Origin of the sequence: Stenotrophomonas rhizophila (assembly GCF_003651185.1) — a bacterium.
In the GTDB taxonomy this organism is placed as follows: Bacteria; Pseudomonadota; Gammaproteobacteria; order Xanthomonadales; family Xanthomonadaceae; genus Stenotrophomonas; species Stenotrophomonas maltophilia_Z.
In genome coordinates, this window is sequence record NZ_RCDC01000004.1 from 555,903 (window position 1) to 576,577 (window position 20,675).

General features: G+C 67.8%; 16 protein-coding genes. 12 read left to right on the forward strand and 4 right to left on the reverse strand.

The annotated features are described in order from the left end of the window. Positions 1-45: 45 nt before the first annotated feature. On the reverse strand, positions 46-1,017 hold the full coding sequence (locus BCL79_RS02345) for a helix-turn-helix domain-containing protein (RefSeq protein ID WP_121036997.1): 972 nt from the start codon (positions 1,015-1,017) through the stop codon (positions 46-48). A 197-nt stretch (positions 1,018-1,214) separates the two neighbouring features. Here BCL79_RS02345 and BCL79_RS02350 point away from each other — a divergent pair, with 197 nt between their 5' ends. The 3 genes from BCL79_RS02350 (at position 1,215) to BCL79_RS02360 (ending at position 4,688) form a co-directional block, all read left to right on the forward strand. Further along, the gene (locus BCL79_RS02350) at positions 1,215-2,906 is read left to right on the forward strand and encodes a sensor histidine kinase (protein WP_147433835.1); all 1,692 of its coding nucleotides are present in this window, start codon (positions 1,215-1,217) and stop codon (positions 2,904-2,906) included. Between the two features lie 88 nt (positions 2,907-2,994). Then, positions 2,995-3,879, forward strand: a complete 885-nt coding sequence (locus BCL79_RS02355; RefSeq protein WP_121036999.1) for an acid phosphatase — start codon at positions 2,995-2,997, stop codon at positions 3,877-3,879. Between the two features lie 224 nt (positions 3,880-4,103). After that, positions 4,104-4,688 (forward strand): fasciclin domain-containing protein, encoded by a 585-nt coding sequence (locus tag BCL79_RS02360; protein ID WP_121037000.1) that lies wholly within the window; start codon positions 4,104-4,106, stop codon positions 4,686-4,688. A gap of 200 nt (positions 4,689-4,888) precedes the next feature. On the opposite strand, the gene BCL79_RS02365 is transcribed toward BCL79_RS02360, so the two are convergent. From BCL79_RS02365 to BCL79_RS02375, 3 genes are all read right to left on the reverse strand, one after another. Further along, on the reverse strand, positions 4,889-5,734 hold the full coding sequence (locus BCL79_RS02365; protein WP_121041076.1) for an OmpA family protein: 846 nt from the start codon (positions 5,732-5,734) through the stop codon (positions 4,889-4,891). Positions 5,735-5,811: 77 nt separating this feature from the next. Continuing rightward, complete coding sequence (locus BCL79_RS02370) at positions 5,812-10,344, reverse strand: YadA-like family protein (protein ID WP_121037001.1); 4,533 nt, start codon at positions 10,342-10,344, stop codon at positions 5,812-5,814. Positions 10,345-10,558: 214 nt separating this feature from the next. Next, entirely contained in the window at positions 10,559-11,548 is a 990-nt protein-coding gene (locus BCL79_RS02375; protein ID WP_121037002.1) for a helix-turn-helix domain-containing protein, read from the reverse strand. A 793-nt stretch (positions 11,549-12,341) separates the two neighbouring features. Here BCL79_RS02375 and BCL79_RS02380 point away from each other — a divergent pair. The 9 genes from BCL79_RS02380 (at position 12,342) to BCL79_RS02420 (ending at position 20,673) form a co-directional block, all read left to right on the forward strand. After that, on the forward strand, positions 12,342-12,533 hold the full coding sequence (locus BCL79_RS02380; protein WP_121037003.1) for a Flp family type IVb pilin: 192 nt from the start codon (positions 12,342-12,344) through the stop codon (positions 12,531-12,533). Positions 12,534-12,630: 97 nt separating this feature from the next. Beyond that, on the forward strand, positions 12,631-13,176 hold the full coding sequence (locus BCL79_RS02385) for an A24 family peptidase (RefSeq protein WP_121037004.1): 546 nt from the start codon (positions 12,631-12,633) through the stop codon (positions 13,174-13,176). Further along, a complete protein-coding gene (locus BCL79_RS02390) occupies positions 13,173-13,661 on the forward strand; it encodes a pilus assembly protein (RefSeq protein ID WP_121037005.1) in 489 nt (162 codons plus the stop codon). The genes BCL79_RS02385 and BCL79_RS02390 overlap by 4 nt, the downstream gene beginning before the upstream one ends. Positions 13,662-13,680: 19 nt before the next feature. Further along, positions 13,681-14,718 (forward strand): Flp pilus assembly protein CpaB, encoded by a 1,038-nt coding sequence (cpaB, locus tag BCL79_RS02395; RefSeq protein ID WP_121037006.1) that lies wholly within the window; start codon positions 13,681-13,683, stop codon positions 14,716-14,718. 19 nt (positions 14,719-14,737) lie between these two features. After that, a complete protein-coding gene (locus BCL79_RS02400; RefSeq protein WP_121037007.1) occupies positions 14,738-16,105 on the forward strand; it encodes a type II and III secretion system protein family protein in 1,368 nt (455 codons plus the stop codon). A 67-nt stretch (positions 16,106-16,172) separates the two neighbouring features. Beyond that, positions 16,173-17,408, forward strand: a complete 1,236-nt coding sequence (locus tag BCL79_RS02405) for an AAA family ATPase (RefSeq protein WP_121037008.1) — start codon at positions 16,173-16,175, stop codon at positions 17,406-17,408. Next, entirely contained in the window at positions 17,393-18,748 is a 1,356-nt protein-coding gene (locus tag BCL79_RS02410) for a CpaF family protein (protein WP_121037009.1), read from the forward strand. The genes BCL79_RS02405 and BCL79_RS02410 overlap by 16 nt, the downstream gene beginning before the upstream one ends. Before the next feature lie 2 nt (positions 18,749-18,750). Further along, on the forward strand, positions 18,751-19,689 hold the full coding sequence (locus tag BCL79_RS02415; protein ID WP_121037010.1) for a type II secretion system F family protein: 939 nt from the start codon (positions 18,751-18,753) through the stop codon (positions 19,687-19,689). A 33-nt stretch (positions 19,690-19,722) separates the two neighbouring features. Next, positions 19,723-20,673, forward strand: coding sequence for a type II secretion system F family protein (locus BCL79_RS02420; RefSeq protein ID WP_121037011.1), 951 nt, complete (start codon positions 19,723-19,725; stop codon positions 20,671-20,673). The last annotated feature ends 2 nt before the right edge of the window (positions 20,674-20,675 follow it).

Genomic DNA, 20,675 nt, shown 5'->3' on the forward strand with positions numbered 1-20,675 from the left:
GCACACTGTTTCATCCGCCCAGGGACACGCTGTTCAGCCCTGCATTCAGCGTCGCAGGGTGTCTCGCGGACATTCACCGAAGACATTTCGATACATCACGGAAAAGCGCCCGAGGTGCCCGAAGCCCAGTCGCAGCGCGATGTCGGTAACGCTGTCCTGGCAGTCTGCGTGCAGCAACGCGCTGCGGGCCTGATTCAACCGGGCCAGTTGATGCCAATGACAGGGGCCGTGTCCGTAGGCATCACGGAACAGGCGTTCCACCTGGCGTTCGCCCACCCCCAGCGCCAGCGAGAGCGCGCGGCTGTCGAAGGGGCGATCCAGCTGCGCTTTCAGGTAGTCCTCTGCCCGGCGTACCACGGCATCGCGCTGGCGTTCGATCCAGCTCGGGTCCGCGCCTCGCGATGGCCCGGTGTCAGTCACGCTGACCGCGTCCACGAACGCCCCGAGCAGCAGGGCCGATTGCGCTGCCACCTGTTCCGGCGTGACCAGTCCCTCCCCATGGGCGGCCGCCTCCAGCGCCTTGGAAACGCCGTAGCGCAGGTTCCACGCATCGGCAGGCGCGGCAGCGCGGCTGCACCACCCGCTGCGCGGCAACCGCAGTTCGCGCCCCACTCTGGCCACGGCTTCACGCTGCAGCACGTCACGCGGGATCAGCAGCACCGCCCATTGCCAGCCACCAGGACGCGGCCGCACGTTGAGTTCGCTGTCCTCGGCGAACACCATCACCTGCCCGGCCGGGACCCAGCGTCCGTTGGCCCACATCGGCTGCTCGCAGGAGACGGCCATCGCCAGGGCGATCACGCCCTGCCCGAAGCTGCCACTGGCGAAGATCGGCAGCGAGTACGCGCCACTGTCCAGGCTGAATTCGGGAAAGACCAACCGCTGTAGACACGCGCGGAAGTGCCCGGCAGCCAGCAGGCGCTGCTCGAAGCGGGTGTCGCGCACCACCCCCAGCAACGCATCGGCGTCGAAGCCATCGACCACGAAGCGGCTGTAAGGGGCCATCGGTTCGTCCATGCCAGCTCCTGGGGCAAGTCGGAAATCGGATAGCGCGGGGGAAGACAACCTGCTTACATCGGCGCGATTGTGGGGCGGAAGCGACAGCGGAACAAGCAACGTCGCGATGTCTCCCCGCAAGCGTGAAACGCATCACATCGAGAGACGTCCGAAGGCGTATCGATCCGACGCTTCATCACGCACCGGCCGAGGTCCACGTGCCCGTCATTGCAACGGTAACGCACATCGCTCCTGTCGACAGCTCCACCGACATTCCGCCGGACGACCTCGGCAACACCCCGCCCTCCACACGCACATCACCCGGGCTTCGCAGCGCGCTCACGCAGGTGTTGCCGCTGCTGCTGGGGTGCCTGCTCGGGCAGCTGCTGCCGACCCTGGCGCAGATCCCCGGTTTCCGGCTGCATGTGCTGTGGATTCCGGGCCCCCTGCTGCTTGGCTGGTTGCTGTTCACCCCCAGGGCGCAATGGCGGACCTGCGTGCTCGCCGCCTGTGCGGGTACGGCGCTGGCCTTCGTGCTGGTGCCTTTCGTGGCGCTGCCGCGGCTGCTGGCCAGCGCAGGCGAATTCGCGCTGGTCATCGCAGCGGCCTGGCTGCTGCTGCGCTGGCGCGGAGAGCGCGCACCGCTGGAGGGCTACCGCGAGATCGGCCTGTTCGTGCTTCTGGGGTGCCTTATCGTGCCCGGCTGTGTGGCCTGGTGGCAGGCGCTGTTGTTCGCCGGCGGCCCACCGGGGCTGGCGCCGGGCGCGATGTTCACGTTGATGCTGTGCAGCAGCGTCAGCTATCTGCTGATCGTCTCGGCGGTGGTCAACCTCGCGCGTGTGCTGCAGACACCGGAGCGGCGCAATGGATGGCGCTGGCGAACGCTGGCCGTCGCGCTGTGCCTGCTGGGAGTGCTGGGCCTGGCCTGGGGCGTGGACTGGCGTGATGGGGTGATCACTCCCCTGCTGGTGCTGGTACCGATTCCGCTGCTGGTGTGGGCGTTGATCGTCTTCGGTGTGACCGGTGCGTCGATCGCCATGGTGATCGTTGCCCTGCTTGGCATGCAGCTCAGCATGGAAGGCATGGGGCCGTTCGCGTTCTGGACGCCGGACCGCAACCTGATCACCGCACAGGCGTGGACCTTGGGCACCGGGTGTGCGCTGTTGTTCCTGGGCGCGCTGTCGGAGCAGAAGCTCTCCAATCACCTCAAGCTCCAGCAGGCCTATCGGCGCCTGGGCGAGGTCACCGGGCGGATGCTGGTGGTGCAGGAGGAAGAACGCACGCGCATCGCCCGCGATCTGCATGACGACGTCAACCAGTCGCTCGCGGCCATTTCCATCTGCCTGAGCGCATTGCGCAATCAGATTCCCGATGCCGAGCGCCGCAGCGTGGTGGAACTTCAGGAGCAGCTGCTGACGGTATCCAACGACATCCGCTCGATCTCCCACGAGCTGCACCCCAGTATCCTGCGCTTCACCGGGCTGGCCAGTGCGCTGGATGCGTTCTGCATCAAACGCAATGCGCGCGGCGCGTTGCGGGTGCGTTGCCGGATCGAGACGCCGCCACGGCTCAGCGACGAGCAGGAGCTGAGCCTGTTCCGGATCGTGCAGGAGGCCGTCAACAACGTGGACAAGCATGCGCGCGCCAGTACGGCCCACGTGCTGGTGGCGGTGCGTGGCGAGCAGCTGCTGTTGCGGGTCGACGATGACGGCGTCGGCATGCCTGCGCCCAGCGGGACACCGCCCGCGCCGGGCTTGGGCATGATCAGCATGGAAGAACGCGCGCGGCTGCTGGGCGGCACGCTTGAGGTGAGTGCCAGCCCGTTGGGAGGCACCCGTGTCGAAGTGCGTTTCCCGCTTGGGGACGCCGCAGTCGATCTGCCCCCCCTGCGGGCGGCACTGCATCAGTAAACATACTGGCGGCGGACACGTAGAAAGGCGGTTGTGCAGGGTGGGGCGTCCGCACACAGTAAACCGACACTTGCCCGTGGAGCGCCCCATGCACTGGAATGCCCTGCCCTCCCGCTGTCGCCATGGCGCGGCCCTGCTCGCGCTGACCTGCGCGTTGACGGCCTGCAGTACCACGCCGCCGGCATCCACGATGGCATCCACGGCGCCGCCGAGCGCTGTCGCCACGCCGGCGCCAGTACCGGAGCTGCGGCCCGGGATTCCCGCCGGCTACCTCGGGCGCGCACTGCCGGACAGCCTGGCCCTGCTGCCAGCGCCCCCGGCCAAGGGCTCGGCGGCATTCGCCAACGATCAAGCCATCCATCGGGCCGCGCAGCAGCTGCGAGGGACGCCCAGGTACACGCTGGCGACCACGGATTCGGACCTGCACTTCCCGCAGGTGGCCAACACGTTCTCCTGCGCGCTCGGGGTGCCGATCAGCCAACAGACATCGCCGGCGCTGTACCTGCTGCTGCAGCGCACGCTGGTCGATGCCGGGCTGGCCACCTATGCCGCCAAGGACCATTACAAGCGCACGCGCCCCTTCGTGTTCTACAAGGAAGGCACCTGTGCGCCGGCCGACGAGGCCTCCCTGCGGACCGACGGCTCCTATCCGTCCGGGCATACCGCCATCAGCTGGAGCTGGGCCCTGCTGCTGACCGAGCTGAGCCCGGAGCGCGCCGACGCCCTGCTCGCACGTGGCCGCGCGTTCGGTGAAAACCGCCTGATCTGCAACGCGCACTGGCAGAGCGACGTGCTCGAAGGGCGTGCGGTCGCTGCCGGCGCGGTGGCGGCCCTGCATGCCAACGCGGATTTCAACCGCGACATGGCGCTGGCGCGGGCGGAGATCCAGTCGCTGCGCAGCAACAGTGTGCAGCCCAGCAACTGCGAGGCGGAGAAAGCAGCGCTGGCCATCCCGATTCCCGGGGTCCTCTAGCGCACGGCCGTGCGTGACCCGGCGGCCCATGCCATCCTGCGCCGACATCACCAGCGAACAGGGCCGCTGAACCCCGCACCCGGGCGCCGCCATCGCACCGTGCTGACGCCATCCTCACCTGCGCCTGACAGTTGAAAAATAGTGCGCTTGAAGTGCATCCGCCCCGCCACTCCCGCCGTAGCTGAAGGTGCGTCACACCGGCGCATCCATTCGGGAGTTTGGTCATGAAGATCCAGTTCGCAGGCCTTGTACTGATCGGCTGTCTCGCCGCCACCGCGTCCCCGCTCGTCTTCGCGCAGGCCCCTGCCCCCATGATGGGCGCGCAGCACAGCAATCCGATGGTGGGGGGCGCGGCGATGTATGCCAACAAGGACATCATCGACAACGCCGTCAATTCCAAGGATCACACCACGCTGGTCGCGGCGGTCAAAGCGGCCGGCCTGGTCGATACGCTGAAGGGCCCCGGTCCGTTTACCGTGTTCGCGCCGACCAATGCGGCCTTCTCCGCGCTGCCCAAGGGCACCGTGGAGGGACTGCTGAAGCCGGAAAAGAAGGCGGACCTGACCAAGATCCTGACCTACCACGTGGTCCCCGGCGCGGTCACCAGCACCGATCTGATGGCCAAGATCAAGCAGGGCGGTGGCAAGGCGAGCCTGACGACGGTCGAAGGTGAAGCGCTGACCGCCCGCGTCGCCGGCAAGGGCATCACCCTGACCGACAGCAAAGGCCAGGTCGCGCATGTGACCATTGCCGATGTGAAGCAGAGCAACGGCGTGATCCACGTGATCGATAAAGTCCTGATGCCGTAACCGGCAATGGCGGCCGCAGATCGCCTGTGGCCGCCCCGGGTGGGAGGAAGAGATGACCTGGCGCGCCGTCTTCAGAACGATGACGGGGGAGACATCACGCTGTGCGGACGACGCGCCAGGTCAAGACGGTCCCTCGCCGGCGCACGGGTGCGCCGACGGGGTATGCGCAGACAGAGGTGAGCAGGCGGGACCGTGCGGCTTCAGCGCGGCAGTGCCCTGCCCGACAGTTCGACGCGCCGGTTCGGCGCCAGACACACGATCAGGGCCTTGCGCTGCGCCTGCTCGCACTGCACCAGCGGATCGGCCTTGCCGCGCCCTTCGGCAACGATGGCCGCCGCCGGCACCCCGCCGGCCACCAGCGCATCGCGCACGGCTTCGGCGCGCCGTTGCGACAGCACCAGGTTGTAACGGTCACTGCCGATCCGGTCCGTATAGCCGATCACCCGGATCGTCTGCACCCGGCTGGCATCGCGTACCTGCTGCAGGAGGGCATCCACGTTCCGGCGCCCCTCGGGGGTGAGCACGGCGCTGTCGAAGGCAAACATCGCGTCGGCCGCCAGCCGCAGCGGCTCGCTCGGCATCGGCGCGGGTGCCGGGGGCGCCGGGGGGCGCGGCGGATCAAGCACGGCCGCACAGGCCTGGGGTTTCCAGTGCGCCGCCTGGGCGATGCCTTTGCCGTCGAAGTCGACCTTGAACTGGCAGGTGAAATAGTCCCCACCCGGGCTGCTGCGGAAGTTGAACAGGTAGTTCCATTCGCGCACGCCCCACATGCCCTCGCCGAAATGCGGAGTGCCCAGCAGCGAATACAGCTGGCGTTTGCTCATGCCACGGGCGAACAGGCGCAGGTTGTCGACATCCACGAACAGGCCCTCCTTCAGCGTCGCTTTGCGGGGATCCGGGAAGCTCGCCGCGTCGGTGTCGGCGCTCGCAGTGGACGGTGTGGTGCGTTGCTCGCCGTGGCTGGCGCAGGCGCCCAGCAGCAGGGCCGCCAGGCTCAGGCCCAGTGACCGCAACAGCGGCACCTGGGTGGTGGATGTGGGCTGCATGGACATGGTGTTCCCCCTGTATGCGTTGAATACGGACCGCAGGTCCGGTGCCGGCAGCGCGCCGGCACCGGAGGCGGTCACCACTGGATGCCGGCACCTACCGCGACACCACCATCGCCGCGGCTGTTGGTCGACCCGCTGAACTTGTAGATCCAGCGCCCGCCTTCGGAGACCCCGGAGATGCCCACCGCCACGCCGGATTCGCCGTTGAAGCTGCCGGCGGCGAGCGAGGCCATGCTGCGGCCGGCCTCGTAGGGTTGCGGCAGGGCGGCCACCGCCATCGCCGAGGCCACACCGGCCGACGCACGGTTGTCGGTCTTCTGCAGGTTGCGGTCGAACGAGTCCATGCGCTCGTCGGTGTAGGCCTTGGACCAGTCCAGGGTCTGGGCCATGCCACTGCGCAGCTGGTCCACGTTGACGGCATCGGTCCCGGCGGTACCCGGGGCGACGTTGCGCACCGTCGTCGGCCCCGTGGCGGTACTGCCCAGGGTCACGCTGTTGAGGTTGGTGGTGCCATTGATGTTGCTGTCATAGCGGATCGTGCCCTGCTGCGAGGCCTGCAGCTGGCGCACGTTGACTGCATCGGTGGCTTCACTGCCATCGGCGACATTGGCGATCTGCCGTTCCGCGCCGCTGCTGCCCACCGAGACCGTGTTGGCCCGGTTGGCCACCGAACCGGCACCCAGGGCGACGCTGTTGCTGCCCTGCGCATTGGCCCCGTTGCCCAGCGCCGTAGCGTTGTTGCCCGCAGCGGCGGCGCCGGCGCCACCGGCCACGGCGTTGTCGCCAGTGGCGGCCGGCGCGGCCAGGTTCTGCGTGTTGTTGACCTGGAACATGCCGGACGTACCGTTGTTGATGTTGCTGATCTGCGTGTCCGTGTAGGTCTTGGACTCGCTGATCGCGTAGTTCACGCCGCTCTGCAGCTGCCCGACATTGACCGCGTCGTAGCGTTCGGAACCGTCCGCCACGTGGGTGACCTTGCGCTCGGCACCGGTGCTGCCGACGGCCACCTCGCCCACCGAGTTGCTGGCACCGGCCTGGCCGTAGGCACCGGTGTACCCGGCCTGTGCGCCCACACTGGCCACCGAGCCGGCGCCGAGGGCGACGCTGTTGTCCGCGCTGGCGCTGGCGCCATCGCCGATCGCCGCGCTGCCGCTGCCCGCCGCACTCGCCAGCGGCCCGATCGCGATGCTGTCGGCACCGCCCGCGGTGGCCGCGCCCTTGGTCGAGTTGACCTGCACGTACTGGCTGTTGCCGCCCGGCTGGATCTGGTCGATGCGGGTATTGAGGTTGGTCAGCGAGGTATCCACCGCCGAGAAGGCCACGGTGACGTCGCTGTAGTCGTTGGCGATGACGCTGCCATCGGTGGCGATCGAGGAGATGCGGAAGGTCGGCGCGGTCCAGATGCCGGTGTTGCCATCGAAGTTGGTGGTGCCGCCGAAATACCCGACCAGGGCAGCGTTGGTCTGGAACAGCTGGTTGCCGTTGACCGCATCCAGGCTGTCGGCCAGCACGCGTCCGTCGGCCAGGTTGGTCAGTGCCACCGCCGCGCCGCTGGCATCGCCGGCCAAGGTGATGGTGTTGGTCGCGTTGCCACTGGCATCGGCGTCGTACTTCACTGCCAGCCGGTCCACGGTGTCGGTCTGGTCGGCGACGTTGGCCAGCGAGGTGCTGACCGCATCGAAGGCGCTGCCGACGTTGTCATAGTTGCCCGTGGTGACCTGGCCATCACTGGCCACGTTGTTGATCGTGTAGCTCGGCGCGGTGACCATGCCGTTGGCATCCAGCGCAGCGCCGCCACCGAGGTGGGTGGCCACGGCCTGGTTGGCCGCGAACAGCTGCGCGCCGTTGATCGCCTCGCTGCTGCTGGCGGTGACACTGCCGGCGGCCAGGTTGCTGAGCGTGGTCGCAGCCCCACCGTTGCCCAGCGTGGCACTGGCGTAGTTCACGCTGGCATCGGGATTGAGGTCGTAGCGCAGTGCGCCCTGTTCGGACGCCTCCAGCTGGCCCAGGTTGACTGCATCGGTGGCCTCGGTGCCCGCGGCCACGTTGACCACCTGGCGTTCTGCACCGACCGCACCGACGGACACCGTGTCCTGGCGGTCGGCCAGTGCGCCGGCGCCCACCGCGATGCTGTTGGCGGCCGTGGCCGAGGCACCCGTGCCGACCGCGATGCTGTCCAGGCCCGCGGCGGCGGCTTCCGCCCCGGTCGAGTTGATCTTCAGATAGCGGCTGCCAACACCGTTGCGGATATCGGTGATCTGCGTGTTGAGGTTGACCAGCGAGCCATCCACCGCGGAGAAGGCGTCGCTGGCGTTGTCGTACACCCCCTGCGCGACTGCCCCGCCGGTGGAGATCGTGGAGATCTGGAAGCTCGGTGCGGTCCACGCGCCGGTGACCGGATCGTAGCCAGTGACGCCGCCGAAGTAGTCGACAATCGCACTGTTGGTGTCGAACAGCTGGGCGCCGTTGATGGCCTCGGTGCTGGTTGCGTTGACCGCGCCGTTGGCGAGGTTGGCGATCGTGGTGGTGCCGGTGCCGCCGCCGAGGGTGACCCGGCGGAAGTCGGCGCCGCCTGCGCCATCGTCGTCATAGGTCACCGCGAGCGTGCCGACCGCATCGATCTGCGAGATCGCGCCCTGCAGCTGGGCCACGTTGACCGCGTCGGTGGCGGCGCTGCCGGCAGCCACGTTGCTGATCTGGCGCTCACCGCCGGCGAAGCCGACCGAGACTTCACCGGCCGACACCTGCTGCCCGTTCAGCCCGTAAGCACTGTAGCTGGCCTGCGCACCGCGGTTGGCGGCCGAACGGTACCCCAGCGCCACGCTGTTGGCCTGGTTGGAGGTGGCTTCCGCACCGAGGATGGTCTGGCCGTTGGCGGTGCCCGTCGCACTATCGCCGACGACCACCGAATGGCCCATGCGCGCGGCGTAATCCGCGGTCGGCACACCGGTCGGGTCGGTCGGATCATTGAGTCCGACACCGGGGAACGCGACGTTGGCATCCTGCCGCGGCAGCTCATGCCGTGCGTTGGCACCGATGACCACTTCCTTGGAGCCGTTGGCAAAGGCGCCATCGCCGACCAGTACCTGGTAATCCTGCGCAGCGTTGACCGCCCAGCAGTCCACGCTCGCCACCAGCAGATTGACGCAGGTGTTGGACCACGCCGGCGAGCCGTCGGGCAGCAGCAGGCCGAGCAGGCCATTGGGATTGCCGTTGTTAATGTTGTAGATGTAGCTGTCGGAGGTGACGCCACCGATCAGGGTCAGGTGGGAGCTGCCGCCGGTGCTCGCATTGCCCAGGCCATCGAGCAGCGTGCCGACCGGGGTCAGGTTGACCACCGGCAGCCCCAGCACGTTGGTCACCGAGTAGGTCTGCATCACGTTGGCGCTGCTGACCGACAGATTGCCATTGCGCACGTAGCCATCCCCACCCAGCAAACCCTGCGCGGTGGGGCCGACCAGCTGCGAGAGCGAACCGACCAACCCGGCGGTACCGATGACCAGGCCGGCATTGGGATCGGCCGGTGCCGGCCCTTTCGGGCTTCCCGGCGGCAGCGACGTCGGCGCCGGGAACACCGTGCCGAGGATCGGCGTGGTGATCGCACCGACCGCACCGACCACCGGTGTGGTGATCGCCCCCACCGTGGTGCCGACGCCGTCGAGCAGGCCGCCAACGGCCCCGCCCACACCGTTCAACAACCCACCGAGCGCGTTGCCCAATCCGTTCGGCGCCAGCGCCATCGAGCTGGTCTGCACGGCACTGACGCCGGCATCCACGCGCTTGGGGTTGCGGTCGGCCGCATCGACCCGGTGGCCGACTGCATCCACCCGCACGCCGCCGGCGACGTTGCTGGCCAGCGATGCCTGCACGGCATCCGGTGCGTCGGGCGTTACCGTGGCCTCGGCAATCAATGCCGCCTTGGCCTGCACCTCGGCCGCCGCCAGGCGTGCCTGGGCGGCCGCATCGACGTTGGCCTCCAGTGCCACCTTCCGTGGTGACGGCGTCGCGGCGACCGCCACGCCCGCCGCCGCCTTCGCCTCGGCCTTGACCGGCACCCGCACCGTCGCTGGCGTCGGCGCAACCGCGGCGACCGCATCGATGTCGGCATGGGCATTCAACCTGGCACCGTTACCCGTGCCTGCCGCGATGCCCAGATCGGCCAGGGCCGCCCCCTGGGCACCCGGCGCGCCAACGCGCCTGGGCAGGTCCGCGTTCGCCTGCGCAGCGGCATGTACCTGCAGCGCCGGCCGCTGGGTCGTCGGTGTACCGAGGTTGAGATTGACCTTGGCATCCACGCTCAGCAGGGGGGCCGTGCCACGATCACGCGCCGCCGCGGCCAGCGCCACTTCGGCATCGAGCTTCACCGGCAGGGGTGCGGTGTACTTGGCGGTCAGTGCCTGCAGGTCGGTGAGGGTCTGGTTCTCGCCCGCCCATGCACTGCCCGTGCACAGTGCCAGCGACAGACCCAGCGACAGCACCGACATCGGCACCTTCAGATGCACCACCACCGGGCCAGCAGCCAGGCTGCCGCGCGCCGTGGCGATTTCGGAGACGACCACCAGGGCGTTCAGCCGGTGGCTCCACACCAATCGAAAGATACGGTTCATCAGGTATTCCCCCGTGTACGAATGCGTTGAACATCACCGGTGCCTGACGGCACGTGGATGTCATTACAGTCGAGGGGTCAAACCGCGAGCACTTCATTCCGGCAGCGCACACGTGCGTTCCGGCAAGACGAGGGGTAAAACCGGCAGGCCGATAGGCAATTTCGGCAGGTTGCCGAATATGTGCACGGCGGGCACGCAGCTGCCCACGTAACCCTCAGGCCGGGCTGCCCATCTGGGCCGGCGCACGCATCAGCGTGTCGCGCGGCAGCTCGCCGAACACGCGTCGATAGTTGTCGGCGAATCGCGACAGATCCCACAGCCCGCAGCTGAGTGCGATGGCTTTCACCGATTTGCGGCTGGAATCGGCCATCGACAACCCGCGGCAGGCTGCGCATAACCGCAGCATCGACAGATACCGGTTGGGCGAGGTGCCGAACAGATCTTCGAAGGCATACCGCAACGCGCGCTCGCTCACACCGGCTGCGTCACAGATTTCATTCATATAGATATAACGACGCAGATTGAGCCGCATGAAGTTCTCGGCACGCTGCGCGATCAGATAATGCGTGCGCCGGCCGCGGCTGCAGGTAGGGTGGTCATCGCTGCCGGCGCCCAGCAGCGCCTGGATGTGGTCATGCAGAAGGGCGTCCACCGCATCGGCCGCCAATACACCGCCCTGCCCGGCCAAGGCCGCGTGCACATCGGCATAGCGCTGCGTCAGCCGCGCCCCTCCGCCGCTTCCCCCCGCCTGGAACAACGACAGCGCCTGCCCGGAAGGCAGGGTATTGCGCAGGCTCAACTCGGTCAGCTTGCGCTGCACACGTCGCATCGGCGCCAGCAGCAGGGTCAGGTGGGTGCCGGCGCTGAGGGTGAACTCGCTGATGCCTTCGGGCAGCACCGTCAACGCCATGCCGGCGGCCAATGGCATGCCATGGCACCAGCTGACATTCTCATCGGTGGCATGGATCAGCCCGAGCAGGCACCAGTCCTGCGGCAGCATGAAGCGGCCGCGGAAATGAAAACCGCTCACCGCGGTGCAGAACAACGCTTCGTCATGCACCTGCGATTCAATCGCGGCACGCGGGCCGTTGCCATCCAGCAGCACCATCTCCAGATCGCACACGCGCAGCACGCCGCTGAGCGAGGCCAGGTCGAATGCCCGCAGCCCGCTCTGGATCTGGTCATCCACCACACCATCTACCATGACAGTGATGCCCCCTTTCGCCTGGAACTCCGGTGCCTGCGCCGCATGGCCACCGGGTGCGCACTCCTGCGTGTCCTGCAGCGCATCCTGCTACGGCCAACCCGCCGCGGCGATGCCTGCCAGCCCGCCCACCTAAATCATTCAGTGATCGCAGCTAAATCATTCACTCCATGCGACATCGATTTACGCGAAGCCGTGGATGCGCATTTTTGGCAAGTATGCCCGAACTGGACGGCAGGTAAACAGAATCATAATCACCGTCACAACCAAGACCGCCCTGCGTGAAATCCAGCGTTTATGCGCCTGCCAATCGTGTCAAAAAGTTGACATCACAGGGCCATCACATAATCTACACCCGCACTTCACTTTGCCGCGATTACATCAACTCCACGCAATACGCAGAAAAAGAATCGTCATTTACTCAAGTTGAAACGACGCCTGCCGATTTTGTGTATTGGATACCGCGCGGTTCGTCGAGCATCCAGATCAGGACGCCCGGTTGTACCGACACGGTGATGCTGTAACGCAGGGGGAACGCCATGGACAGCAACCTTCATTCTCAGTGCCCGCATTGCCACTGCCGCACGTCGCAGGCAATGCCCGCACTGTCCAGCGCGATCTGCCGCCAATGATGTCGATCGGGCACTGTCCGCTCGATAGCGCAGGCCTGTAAGGGCTGCACCGCGCAGGATGCGCGGTCTGGATGGCCGTCCTGGCGGAGCCAGGCAACACCATCGGTACCAGGGGCTGTATCCGCCCGTTCGGGCTCTGATTGGGAAAGGGAGAAACCGTCATGAATGCATCCGTTCGCAAGTTCCTCGTGGAAGAAGATGGCGTGACCGCGCTCGAGTACGGCCTGCTGGCCGCCGTGATCGCGGGCATTCTGGTGGCCGTCGGCAAAAAGGAAATCCAGGGTTTCTTCGAGAACCTCTTCGAGAAGCTCGGTACGGTTGTTGACGACGCGACTGCGAAAGCATCGACCTGATCGTCTGATCTGACGCCAGCGCTGTCGCCCGGCTCTCCCGCGGCGACGGCATGGCACGGATCACGTTGTCGCACGACCGATTCGGGGGACTTACCGCATGGAACTTCTTCCCCTGCTGGCACTGCTGCTGGGTGTACAGGTCGCCATCCACGACCTGTATGCCCGGCGGGTATCCAATCGTGGGTTGCTCCTGGCTGCCGGGGTGGCGCTGGCCGCGCTTGCCTGGCAGTGGCTGATGGCCGGCCGCGGCTTTCCGGGCACGCATCTGCTCGGCTTCGCGCTGGGGTTGCTGTCGCTGCTGCCGTTCTATGCCATCGGCTGGATGGGCGCCGGTGATGTGAAGTACTTCGCCGTGCTGGGGCTGCTGCTGGGCGCCTCGCCGCTGCTGCCGATCTGGATCATCGCCAGCCTGCTCGCCGGCGCACATGCGATGTGCGTGATCGTCGCGCGGCGCCTTGCACCTGCGTTGTCCCACGGCGCGTTCTCCACTGTCTCCAGCGGCCCGGTGTCGCGCCGCTTGCAACCGGTGATCGCGCAATGGCGTCACGCACGCCAGGGGCGGGTTGGCATCCCGTATGCGGCCTACCTGGCGTTCGCCAGTCTGTGGTGGGTGCTGCAGCAGCACGTCGGCGGTGCTGCATGAGCGTCGCGCTCCCAGACCGCCGTCCTGCCCGGCGCCAACGCGGCATCGCCACGCTGGAATTTGCCTTGATGCTGATGTTCGGCCTGCTGCCGTTGCTGCTGGTCACCTATTCCGGCGTCATGATCATGGCCGTGCAGCAGACACTCTCGGCGGCGTCGGCCGAGGGTGCACGTGCCGCCTTCCGCCATGCCACGCCGGGCGAACGCCGCACCGCCGCCTGCCTGGCGGCACGCCGCTCCATGCAGTGGCTGCTGACCTACGCCAAGCAGACGCCGGACTGCGCTACCGCAGGCGCCCCGCCGATCACGGTTTCCACGCCCACCCCCTGCGCGGATCTGCCCGCGGTGCAATGCATCCGTGTGGAAGTGAGCTATGACTACGGCGCCCACCCCTTCCTGCCCGGCACCGGCCGCGTCTATGGCTGGGTGATGCCCAAGCCCTTGCGCAGCACCGCCGTGTCCCAACTCGATCTCGGCGGCAACTGATGACACTCCGGAGAACCGCATGCTCAAGTTGACCCGCGTCGCCGCGATCCTGCTGATCGGCCTGGCGGTGATCCTGGCGTTCGTCGCCTTCGGCATCAGCCGTCGTGCCAGCGAGGTAGCACCGGGCACGCCCGCGAGCGTCGGCGCGCCCGCCCAACCGGCGACCTGGCCCGTGGTCGAGGCCGCCAGCGCACTGCCCGCCGGGCGGCCGATCACCGCCGAGGACCTGCGGGTCAGCGGTCATCCGCAGCGCCCCGTGGGCGCCTACACCTCGATCAACGCCCTGGTCGGCGCCGTGCCGACCCAGGACATCGCGGCCGGCACGCAGATCCAGACCGCGCAGATCGCGCAGGGTTTTTCGCTGCGCCTGAATCCCGGCGAGCGCGCACTCGCGGTGCCGGTGGACGAGCTGGTCGCCGCGGGCAACCGCATCCAGCCCGGTGATTTCGTCGATGTGTTCCTCAACCTGCGCGCGTCCGGCGGCTTGCGCGATGACGGTGACGCGCAGACCCGGCTGCTGCTGTCGCGGCTGCGTGTTCTCAGCTATGGCGCGCACGACATCCAGAGCGTTGCCAGCATGCCGAGCGATGGCAGCGCGCCCGCGCCGGACGACAGCCGGGCGCAGGACATCACCGGCGGCAGCACGTCGGCCAGCAGTTCGCGCAGCGATGGAACGACAGCGCCGGCACGCAGCGCCGTGCTCGCAGTGCCGGTCGCCGAGGCGAACCGGCTGCTGCTCGGTGCCCAGCAGGGCAAGCTGTTCCTGGCGCTGCGCAACCCGGCCGACATCGGGCTGCCGGACCAGGCGTTGTTCCCCACGCCCAGCCGCGTGCTCAACCCGCGCCGCGAGCTGTCGCCCGACGAACGGCTTGCCCTGCAGCGCCCGGAGAACGACGCCTACGCCGGCATCGACACCGACGCACTGGCCGGGCGCGGGCGCAGTGCCGCCGCGACAGTGCCACTGCCCAGCAGCGCCCCGCGCCGCGCTGCACCGCGCGCGGACCGGGGCATTGAAATCATCCGTGGTGACATTTCCTCCCATAGCGGGTCGCGTTGAGCCCATGCCGAGACAGCCCATGACCGAACGCCCCACCCTCGCGCGCCGCTTCTCCCACGCCCTGCCGCGCTGCCTGCTGGCCGGCGTGTTGATCGGCAGCCCGCTGCTGGCCAGCGCAGAGGCGGAGCTGGTGCTGCAGACCCGCGAGCAGCGCCCGTGGTCACTGCCTGCCAACCTGGAGCGGGTGGCCATCGCCGACCCCAGCGTGGCCGACGTGGTGATGCTGCGTGGCCGCGAGGCGCTGTTGGTCGGCAAGGCGGCCGGCAGCACCACCCTGCTGCTGTGGCGTAATGGCAACCGCGAGCCGGAACGGCTGCAGGTGGAAGTACGCAGCGCCGTCCAGGGTGCACTGAGCGCACAGGGCGGTGGCACCGAGCTGATCGTGCAGGACGGTCAAGGCCTGCTGCAGGGCCTGAGCCCCTCGCTGCTGGACCACCAGAACAGCGTCAAGGCGGCGGCGATGGCGGTCGGCAAAGACGGTCAGCTGGCCGATGTCTCCACCATCGCCAGTGGCGGCGTGGTCCAGGTCGAGGTGAAGATCGTCGAGTTCAACAAGTCGGTGCTGCGCCAGATCGGCATGAGCTTCGGCAACAAGAATTTCAACCGCAACAACGGCTTCTACTACGGCATCACCCGGCCGGGCGCGACCCTGCCCGGCGTGTTGCCGGCAGGCGAATCGGCCGGCCCGGACGACGTCATCATCACCAACCCGCTTTCCTCGGCGTTCGGGCTGGTGTTCAAATCCCTCACCCACGGCTGGGACGCGAACATCGACCTGCTGCAGAGCAACGGCATGGCCCGGGTGCTGGCCGAGCCGACCCTGGTCGCGTTGTCCGGGCAGAGCGCGAGCTTCCTGGCCGGTGGCGAACTGCCGATCCTGGAGCCGCAGGGCCTGGGCACCACCACGGTGACGTTCAAGCCCTTCGGCATCGGCCTGACCGTGACGCCGACCGTGCTCGGGCCGAACCGCATCGCGCTGAAAGTCGCCCCGGAAGCCAGCGATCTCAACTACGCCGCCGGCATCACCTACAACGACGTGCAGGTGCCGTCGATCACCACGCGCCGCGCGGACACCACGGTCGAGCTGGGCGACGGCGAAACCTTCGTGATCGGCGGGCTGGTCAGCAACAACGTCAGCTCCAACGTGGACAAGGTGCCGCTGCTCGGCGATCTGCCGATCATCGGCTCGTTCTTCCGCACCCTCAACTACAAGAAGGAAGAGAAGGAACTGGTCATCATCGTCACGCCACGGCTGGTGCAGCCGCTGGCCCAGGGCACCGAAGTGCCGCTGCCGGGCCAGCGCGAGGCATCGCCGAACCTGCCGGTATGGGGTGCTTGGCTGCTGAGCCCGGCCTCCTCGGACCAGCTGCCCGGCTTCTCGCGCTGAGCCCAATGCCAGGAACCCGCCCCTCATGTCCGCCACTCTGCAACTGGTCCAACCACGGGATGCTTCGATGAAGCTCGTGCTGTTTGCACCGGACCGCGAACTCGCCACCCTGCTCTCGGCGTTGCTGCCGTCGCTGGGCGTGGTGCAGTGGCTGGACAGCGCCGCACCGGCCTCGGCGCTGGAGCCGCTGCGCGACACCGGCTGCGTGGTACTGCTGGACTATCGGCACGAGCAGGCGGCGTTCTCCACAGCGTTGACCCGGCAACTGCAGGCGCAGGCGCCAGAGCTGCCGCTGGTGGCGATCGGCTCGACCCAGGCCGACCACATGGATGGCGTCGTGGCTGCGCTGCGCGCCGGGTTGCGCGATCTGCTCGATCTGGACAGCGCGCCGCAGGAGATGGAGGCGGTGTTGCGCCGTGCTGCCTCACTCGCCGTGCAGGGCCGCAGCAGCGTTCCGGCCACGCCATCGGCACGTGCACGCATGGTCCTGTTGCTGGGCGTGCGGCCTGGCGTAGGCAGCAGCACCCTGGCGGCGCACCTGGGGGTGCTCGCCCAGCAGACTGCCACGGCCCATCGGGCTGCCCCGGCAGAGACGGCGCCCGCCGGTGCGCAGACCCTGCTGCTGGATCTGGGCCAGCCCACCGGCGATCTGACGCTGTACCTCAATGTGGACCCCACCTTCCATTTCGACGATGCGTTGCGCAATGCCGGGCGTATCGATGCGACGCTGGCACGCACCGCGCTGGCGCATCACCCCAGTGGCGTCACCCTGCTCGGCCAGCCGCCGGGCATGGAGGGCGCCACGCTTGCGGACCCGGGCATGCTGATGCAGCGCCTGCGCAGTGTCTTCCACACCGTGCTGTGCGATCTCGGCGGTGTTCCGCTGCGCCAGTTGCCGGTGTCGCTGCTCAACAGCGCCGATGAGATCTGGCTGATCGCCGACCAGGCGATCGGCACCCTCGTCTCGCTGGACCAGATGCTCCGTCATCTCACCCAGGTAGGGGCACGCGATGCCCGCGTGCAGCTGATCATCAACCGCCACGACGATGCCAGTGGACTGAGCCCGGCGCAGATCGCCACCCGCTTCGAGCTGCCCCTGTTGGCAGTGTTGCCGGATCGTCCCACACTGCGCTCCAGTGCCAGCCATGGCCGCCTGCTGCTGCAGGATGCGCCACGCGACCCGTATGTGCGTGCCCTTGCCCCGCTGTTGTCGCACCTGGATCCGACGGCCCCCGCGCCGGCCAGGGGCTGGCGGGAACACCTCGCCCTTCGCCTGAGTGGTTCCCCATGGAAGACAAAGTGACCCCGTTCCCGACTGCTACCACTGCCCGCGCCGACGCCGGCACCGAGGCCGAGCACGGCGTGCAGCCGTTCGAGCAGTCCGAGCAGTACCAGAAGGTGCTGATCGCCGCACATGAGCATCTTCTCAACAGCATCGAGGACGAGCGCATCGATATCGATGCGTGGGCCCCGGACACCGTGTCGCGCTACGTGCACGCGCAGACCGCCGGCTTCGTCCACGAATGGCGGATCCCGATCAACGAAGCGGAGAAGGACATCGTCGCCACTGCGCTGGTCAAGGAACTGACCGGCTTCGGCCCGCTCGATGACCTGCTGCATGACCCGGAGATCGAGGACATCCTGATCAACGGCTACAAGGACATCCACGTCTCCCAGGGCGGCATGCTCAAGCGGGCGCCGCAGCGTTTCAGCGATGACAGCCACCTGCTGCGGATCCTGCGCCGGATCCTGGCCCCGCTCGGGCGCCGCCTGGACGAATCCAACCCGATGGTGGATGCGCGCCTGCCCAACGGCGGCCGCCTCAATGCCATCATCTCGCCGTTGGCCGTGGATGGGCCGATGGTCTCGATCCGCAAGTTCCGCAAGGACCCGTTCACCCCCGATGAACTGCTGCGCATGGGCACGTTCGACCGGCCGATGCAGGCGCTGCTGCATGCGATGGTCCTGGGGCGCTGCAACATCCTGGTGTCCGGCGGCACCAGTTCGGGCAAGACCTCGCTGCTCAATGCACTGGCCAATTACATTCCGGCCAACGAACGCGTGATCACCGTTGAAGACACTGCCGAGCTTTCGCTCAACCATCCACACGTGGTGCGTCTGGAAAGCCGGATCGGCGGCGCGGACGGCAACGGCGCGATCAGCATCCGCGACCTGGTCCGCAACAGCCTGCGCATGCGCCCGGACCGGATCGTGGTCGGCGAAGTGCGTGGCGCCGAAGTGCTGGAAATGCTGCAGGCGATGAATACCGGCCATGACGGCTCGATGGCCACCATCCACGCCAATTCGCCGCGCGACTGCCTGTACCGCATCGAGATGCTCGCCGGTTTCGCCGGCTTCCAGGGCAGCGAGGACAGTCTGCGCCGGCAGATCGCCAGCGCCATTGATTTCATCGTGCAGATCTCGCGACTGGGCAGCGGACGCCGAGTGCTCATCTCGATCACGGAAATCACCGGCGTCACCGACAACATGATCGCCACCCAGGAGATGTTCCGTCACGAAGTGCAGATCGACGCCGATGGCAACGAGTACGACCGTTGGGTCGGGCTTGGCTTCCAGCCACACTCTCACAAGCTCGAACCGTTCCGCCGGCAGCTGCGCGAAGCACTGGGCGGAGGCTTCTGAGCATGGCCTTCGTCCTGCTCCTGTGCAGTGCGGCACTGGTGCTGATCGCCCTGGCCGTGGAGCTGTGGGGCGGCGCGGCCGCACGCGAGCAACGCCGGTTGTCATTGCAGCACGCCGAGCAGCGGCTGGCGCGTCCGGACACCTCGCCGCGCCTGGCAGGCATGGGTGACAGCCCGGGGCCGATGCCGGTGAGCACGGCACCGGCGGGGCTGCCGTGGGACGCGTTGATGCAGCGCGCTGCGCTGCCCACCGGTTGGCGGGTACCGCTGCTCATCCTCGCCGCCGCGGCGCTGCTGGCCTGGATCGCCAGTGCACGCCTCGGCACGGTGTGGGCCGCGCCGATCATCCTGGTACTGAGCGCTCTGGCAGCCTGGTTCTGGGTATCGCGCCGCATCAACCGGCTGCAGACCAAGCTGTTGCGCCAGCTGCCGGACTTCCTCGACAACCTGGTGCGCCTGGCCGGTCTCGGCAACAGCCTGCAGATGGCCTTCCAGACATCGGCCGCGCAGATGCCGATGCCGCTGCGGGGCCTGCTCGATGCCACCCTGTCCTACACCCGCAGCGGCCTGGACCTGGACCGCGCCCTGGCGCAGGCCGCCCAGCCCTATCGGCTGGAAGCCTTGAATGTGCTCTCGGTGGTGCTGGGCGTCAGCGTGCGGATCGGCGGGCGCGCCGATCAGATCCTGCAACGCATGGCCGATTTCATGCGCGATCTGGATCAGGCCCAGCAGGAACTGATGGCCACCACCTCCGAGACCCGGATGTCGGCCTGGGTACTCGGTCTGCTGCCACCGATCAGTGCCGTCCTGATGGCGATCACCAGCCCGGATTTCTTCCAGCCGATCATCCACGAGCCGCTCGGCCACAAGCTGTTGCTGTGGGCATTGGGGCTGGAACTGATCGGCGGCTTCCTGCTGTACCGGCTGGCCAAATCCCTATGAGTGCCTGCCTGCGCGTCCAGATCGGAGGCCCGCATGACCAGTAGCAGCTGGTGGATCGCCACGTTGTTGGTGCTCGCCGCCGGCGTGGCGCTGCTGGGGGTGCGTGGCTGGGTGCTGAGCGGGCGCGAACAGCGCCACCAGGATGCGTTGCAGGCCGCATTGCGGCCGCGCGATGTGGCGGGCACGCCGGCCGCACCACCTCCGCCGGCGGTGAGCCTGCGCCAGCGCTGGCTCAAGGGTGTCGCCGCGTTCGGCCAGCGCTTCAACGGCGGGCGTATCGAAGCGGCGCTGCTGGCTCCGGAAGACCGGCTACTGCTTGATCAGGCCGGATGGAACACCCACGCCGGCACCGCGATCTTCCTCGGCCTGCGCCTGTTGATCGCGGTCGCCACTCTGGCCTTGGTGCTGGCCTTCAACCACAGCACCGGCTTCAGCCGCGCGATGGTGATCTTCGGCGCGCTGGCCTTTGGCATCCTGCTGCCCAAGTTCGCCCTGCGCGCGTGGGCGATGCGCCTGCGCAAGCAGGTCTCCGCCGAGCTGCCGCTGCTGATCGACCTGTTGCGGCTGCTGCAGGGCGTGGGCTTCAGCATGGACCAGAGCCTGCAGACCCTCGGCGACAAACTGCGCAACGCGGTCCCGGTGCTGGGCCGGGAGATCCACCAAGCCAACATCGCCTACATGCATGGACGCAGCCGGGAGCAGTCACTGCGCCGCCTCAGCGAATCCTTCGATGACGAAGACCTGCGCAGCCTGGTGCAACTGATCCTGCAGGTCCATGCCCATGGCGGCGCGGTGCAGGAACCGCTGCGCCAGTTCAGCCTGCGCCTGCGCGAACAACGCCGTTCCACGCTCAAGGAGAAGGTCGGCAAGCTCTCGGTGAAGATGACCGTGGTGATGATGTTGACGTTGTTGCCGGCGTTGATGCTGGTGCTGGCCGGTCCGGCCATCATCGCCCTCGCCTCCGCCCTGACCAAACTGGATTGAAC

Excerpts from the sequence above, each read along its gene's own strand:
- BCL79_RS02345 (WP_121036997.1), bottom strand. The coding sequence starts at position 1,017 with ATGGACGAACCGATGGCCCCTTACAGCCGCTTCGTGGTCGATGGCTTC.
- BCL79_RS02355 (WP_121036999.1), top strand. The coding sequence starts at position 2,995 with ATGCACTGGAATGCCCTGCCCTCCCGCTGTCGCCATGGCGCGGCCCTG.
- BCL79_RS02360 (WP_121037000.1), top strand. The coding sequence starts at position 4,104 with ATGAAGATCCAGTTCGCAGGCCTTGTACTGATCGGCTGTCTCGCCGCC.
- BCL79_RS02365 (WP_121041076.1), bottom strand. The coding sequence starts at position 5,734 with ATGCAGCCCACATCCACCACCCAGGTGCCGCTGTTGCGGTCACTGGGC.
- BCL79_RS02370 (WP_121037001.1), bottom strand. The coding sequence starts at position 10,344 with ATGAACCGTATCTTTCGATTGGTGTGGAGCCACCGGCTGAACGCCCTG.
- BCL79_RS02375 (WP_121037002.1), bottom strand. The coding sequence starts at position 11,548 with ATGGTAGATGGTGTGGTGGATGACCAGATCCAGAGCGGGCTGCGGGCA.
- BCL79_RS02380 (WP_121037003.1), top strand. The coding sequence starts at position 12,342 with ATGAATGCATCCGTTCGCAAGTTCCTCGTGGAAGAAGATGGCGTGACC.
- BCL79_RS02385 (WP_121037004.1), top strand. The coding sequence starts at position 12,631 with ATGGAACTTCTTCCCCTGCTGGCACTGCTGCTGGGTGTACAGGTCGCC.
- BCL79_RS02390 (WP_121037005.1), top strand. The coding sequence starts at position 13,173 with ATGAGCGTCGCGCTCCCAGACCGCCGTCCTGCCCGGCGCCAACGCGGC.
- cpaB (WP_121037006.1), top strand. The coding sequence starts at position 13,681 with ATGCTCAAGTTGACCCGCGTCGCCGCGATCCTGCTGATCGGCCTGGCG.
- BCL79_RS02400 (WP_121037007.1), top strand. The coding sequence starts at position 14,738 with ATGACCGAACGCCCCACCCTCGCGCGCCGCTTCTCCCACGCCCTGCCG.
- BCL79_RS02405 (WP_121037008.1), top strand. The coding sequence starts at position 16,173 with ATGAAGCTCGTGCTGTTTGCACCGGACCGCGAACTCGCCACCCTGCTC.
- BCL79_RS02410 (WP_121037009.1), top strand. The coding sequence starts at position 17,393 with ATGGAAGACAAAGTGACCCCGTTCCCGACTGCTACCACTGCCCGCGCC.
- BCL79_RS02415 (WP_121037010.1), top strand. The coding sequence starts at position 18,751 with ATGGCCTTCGTCCTGCTCCTGTGCAGTGCGGCACTGGTGCTGATCGCC.
- BCL79_RS02420 (WP_121037011.1), top strand. The coding sequence starts at position 19,723 with ATGACCAGTAGCAGCTGGTGGATCGCCACGTTGTTGGTGCTCGCCGCC.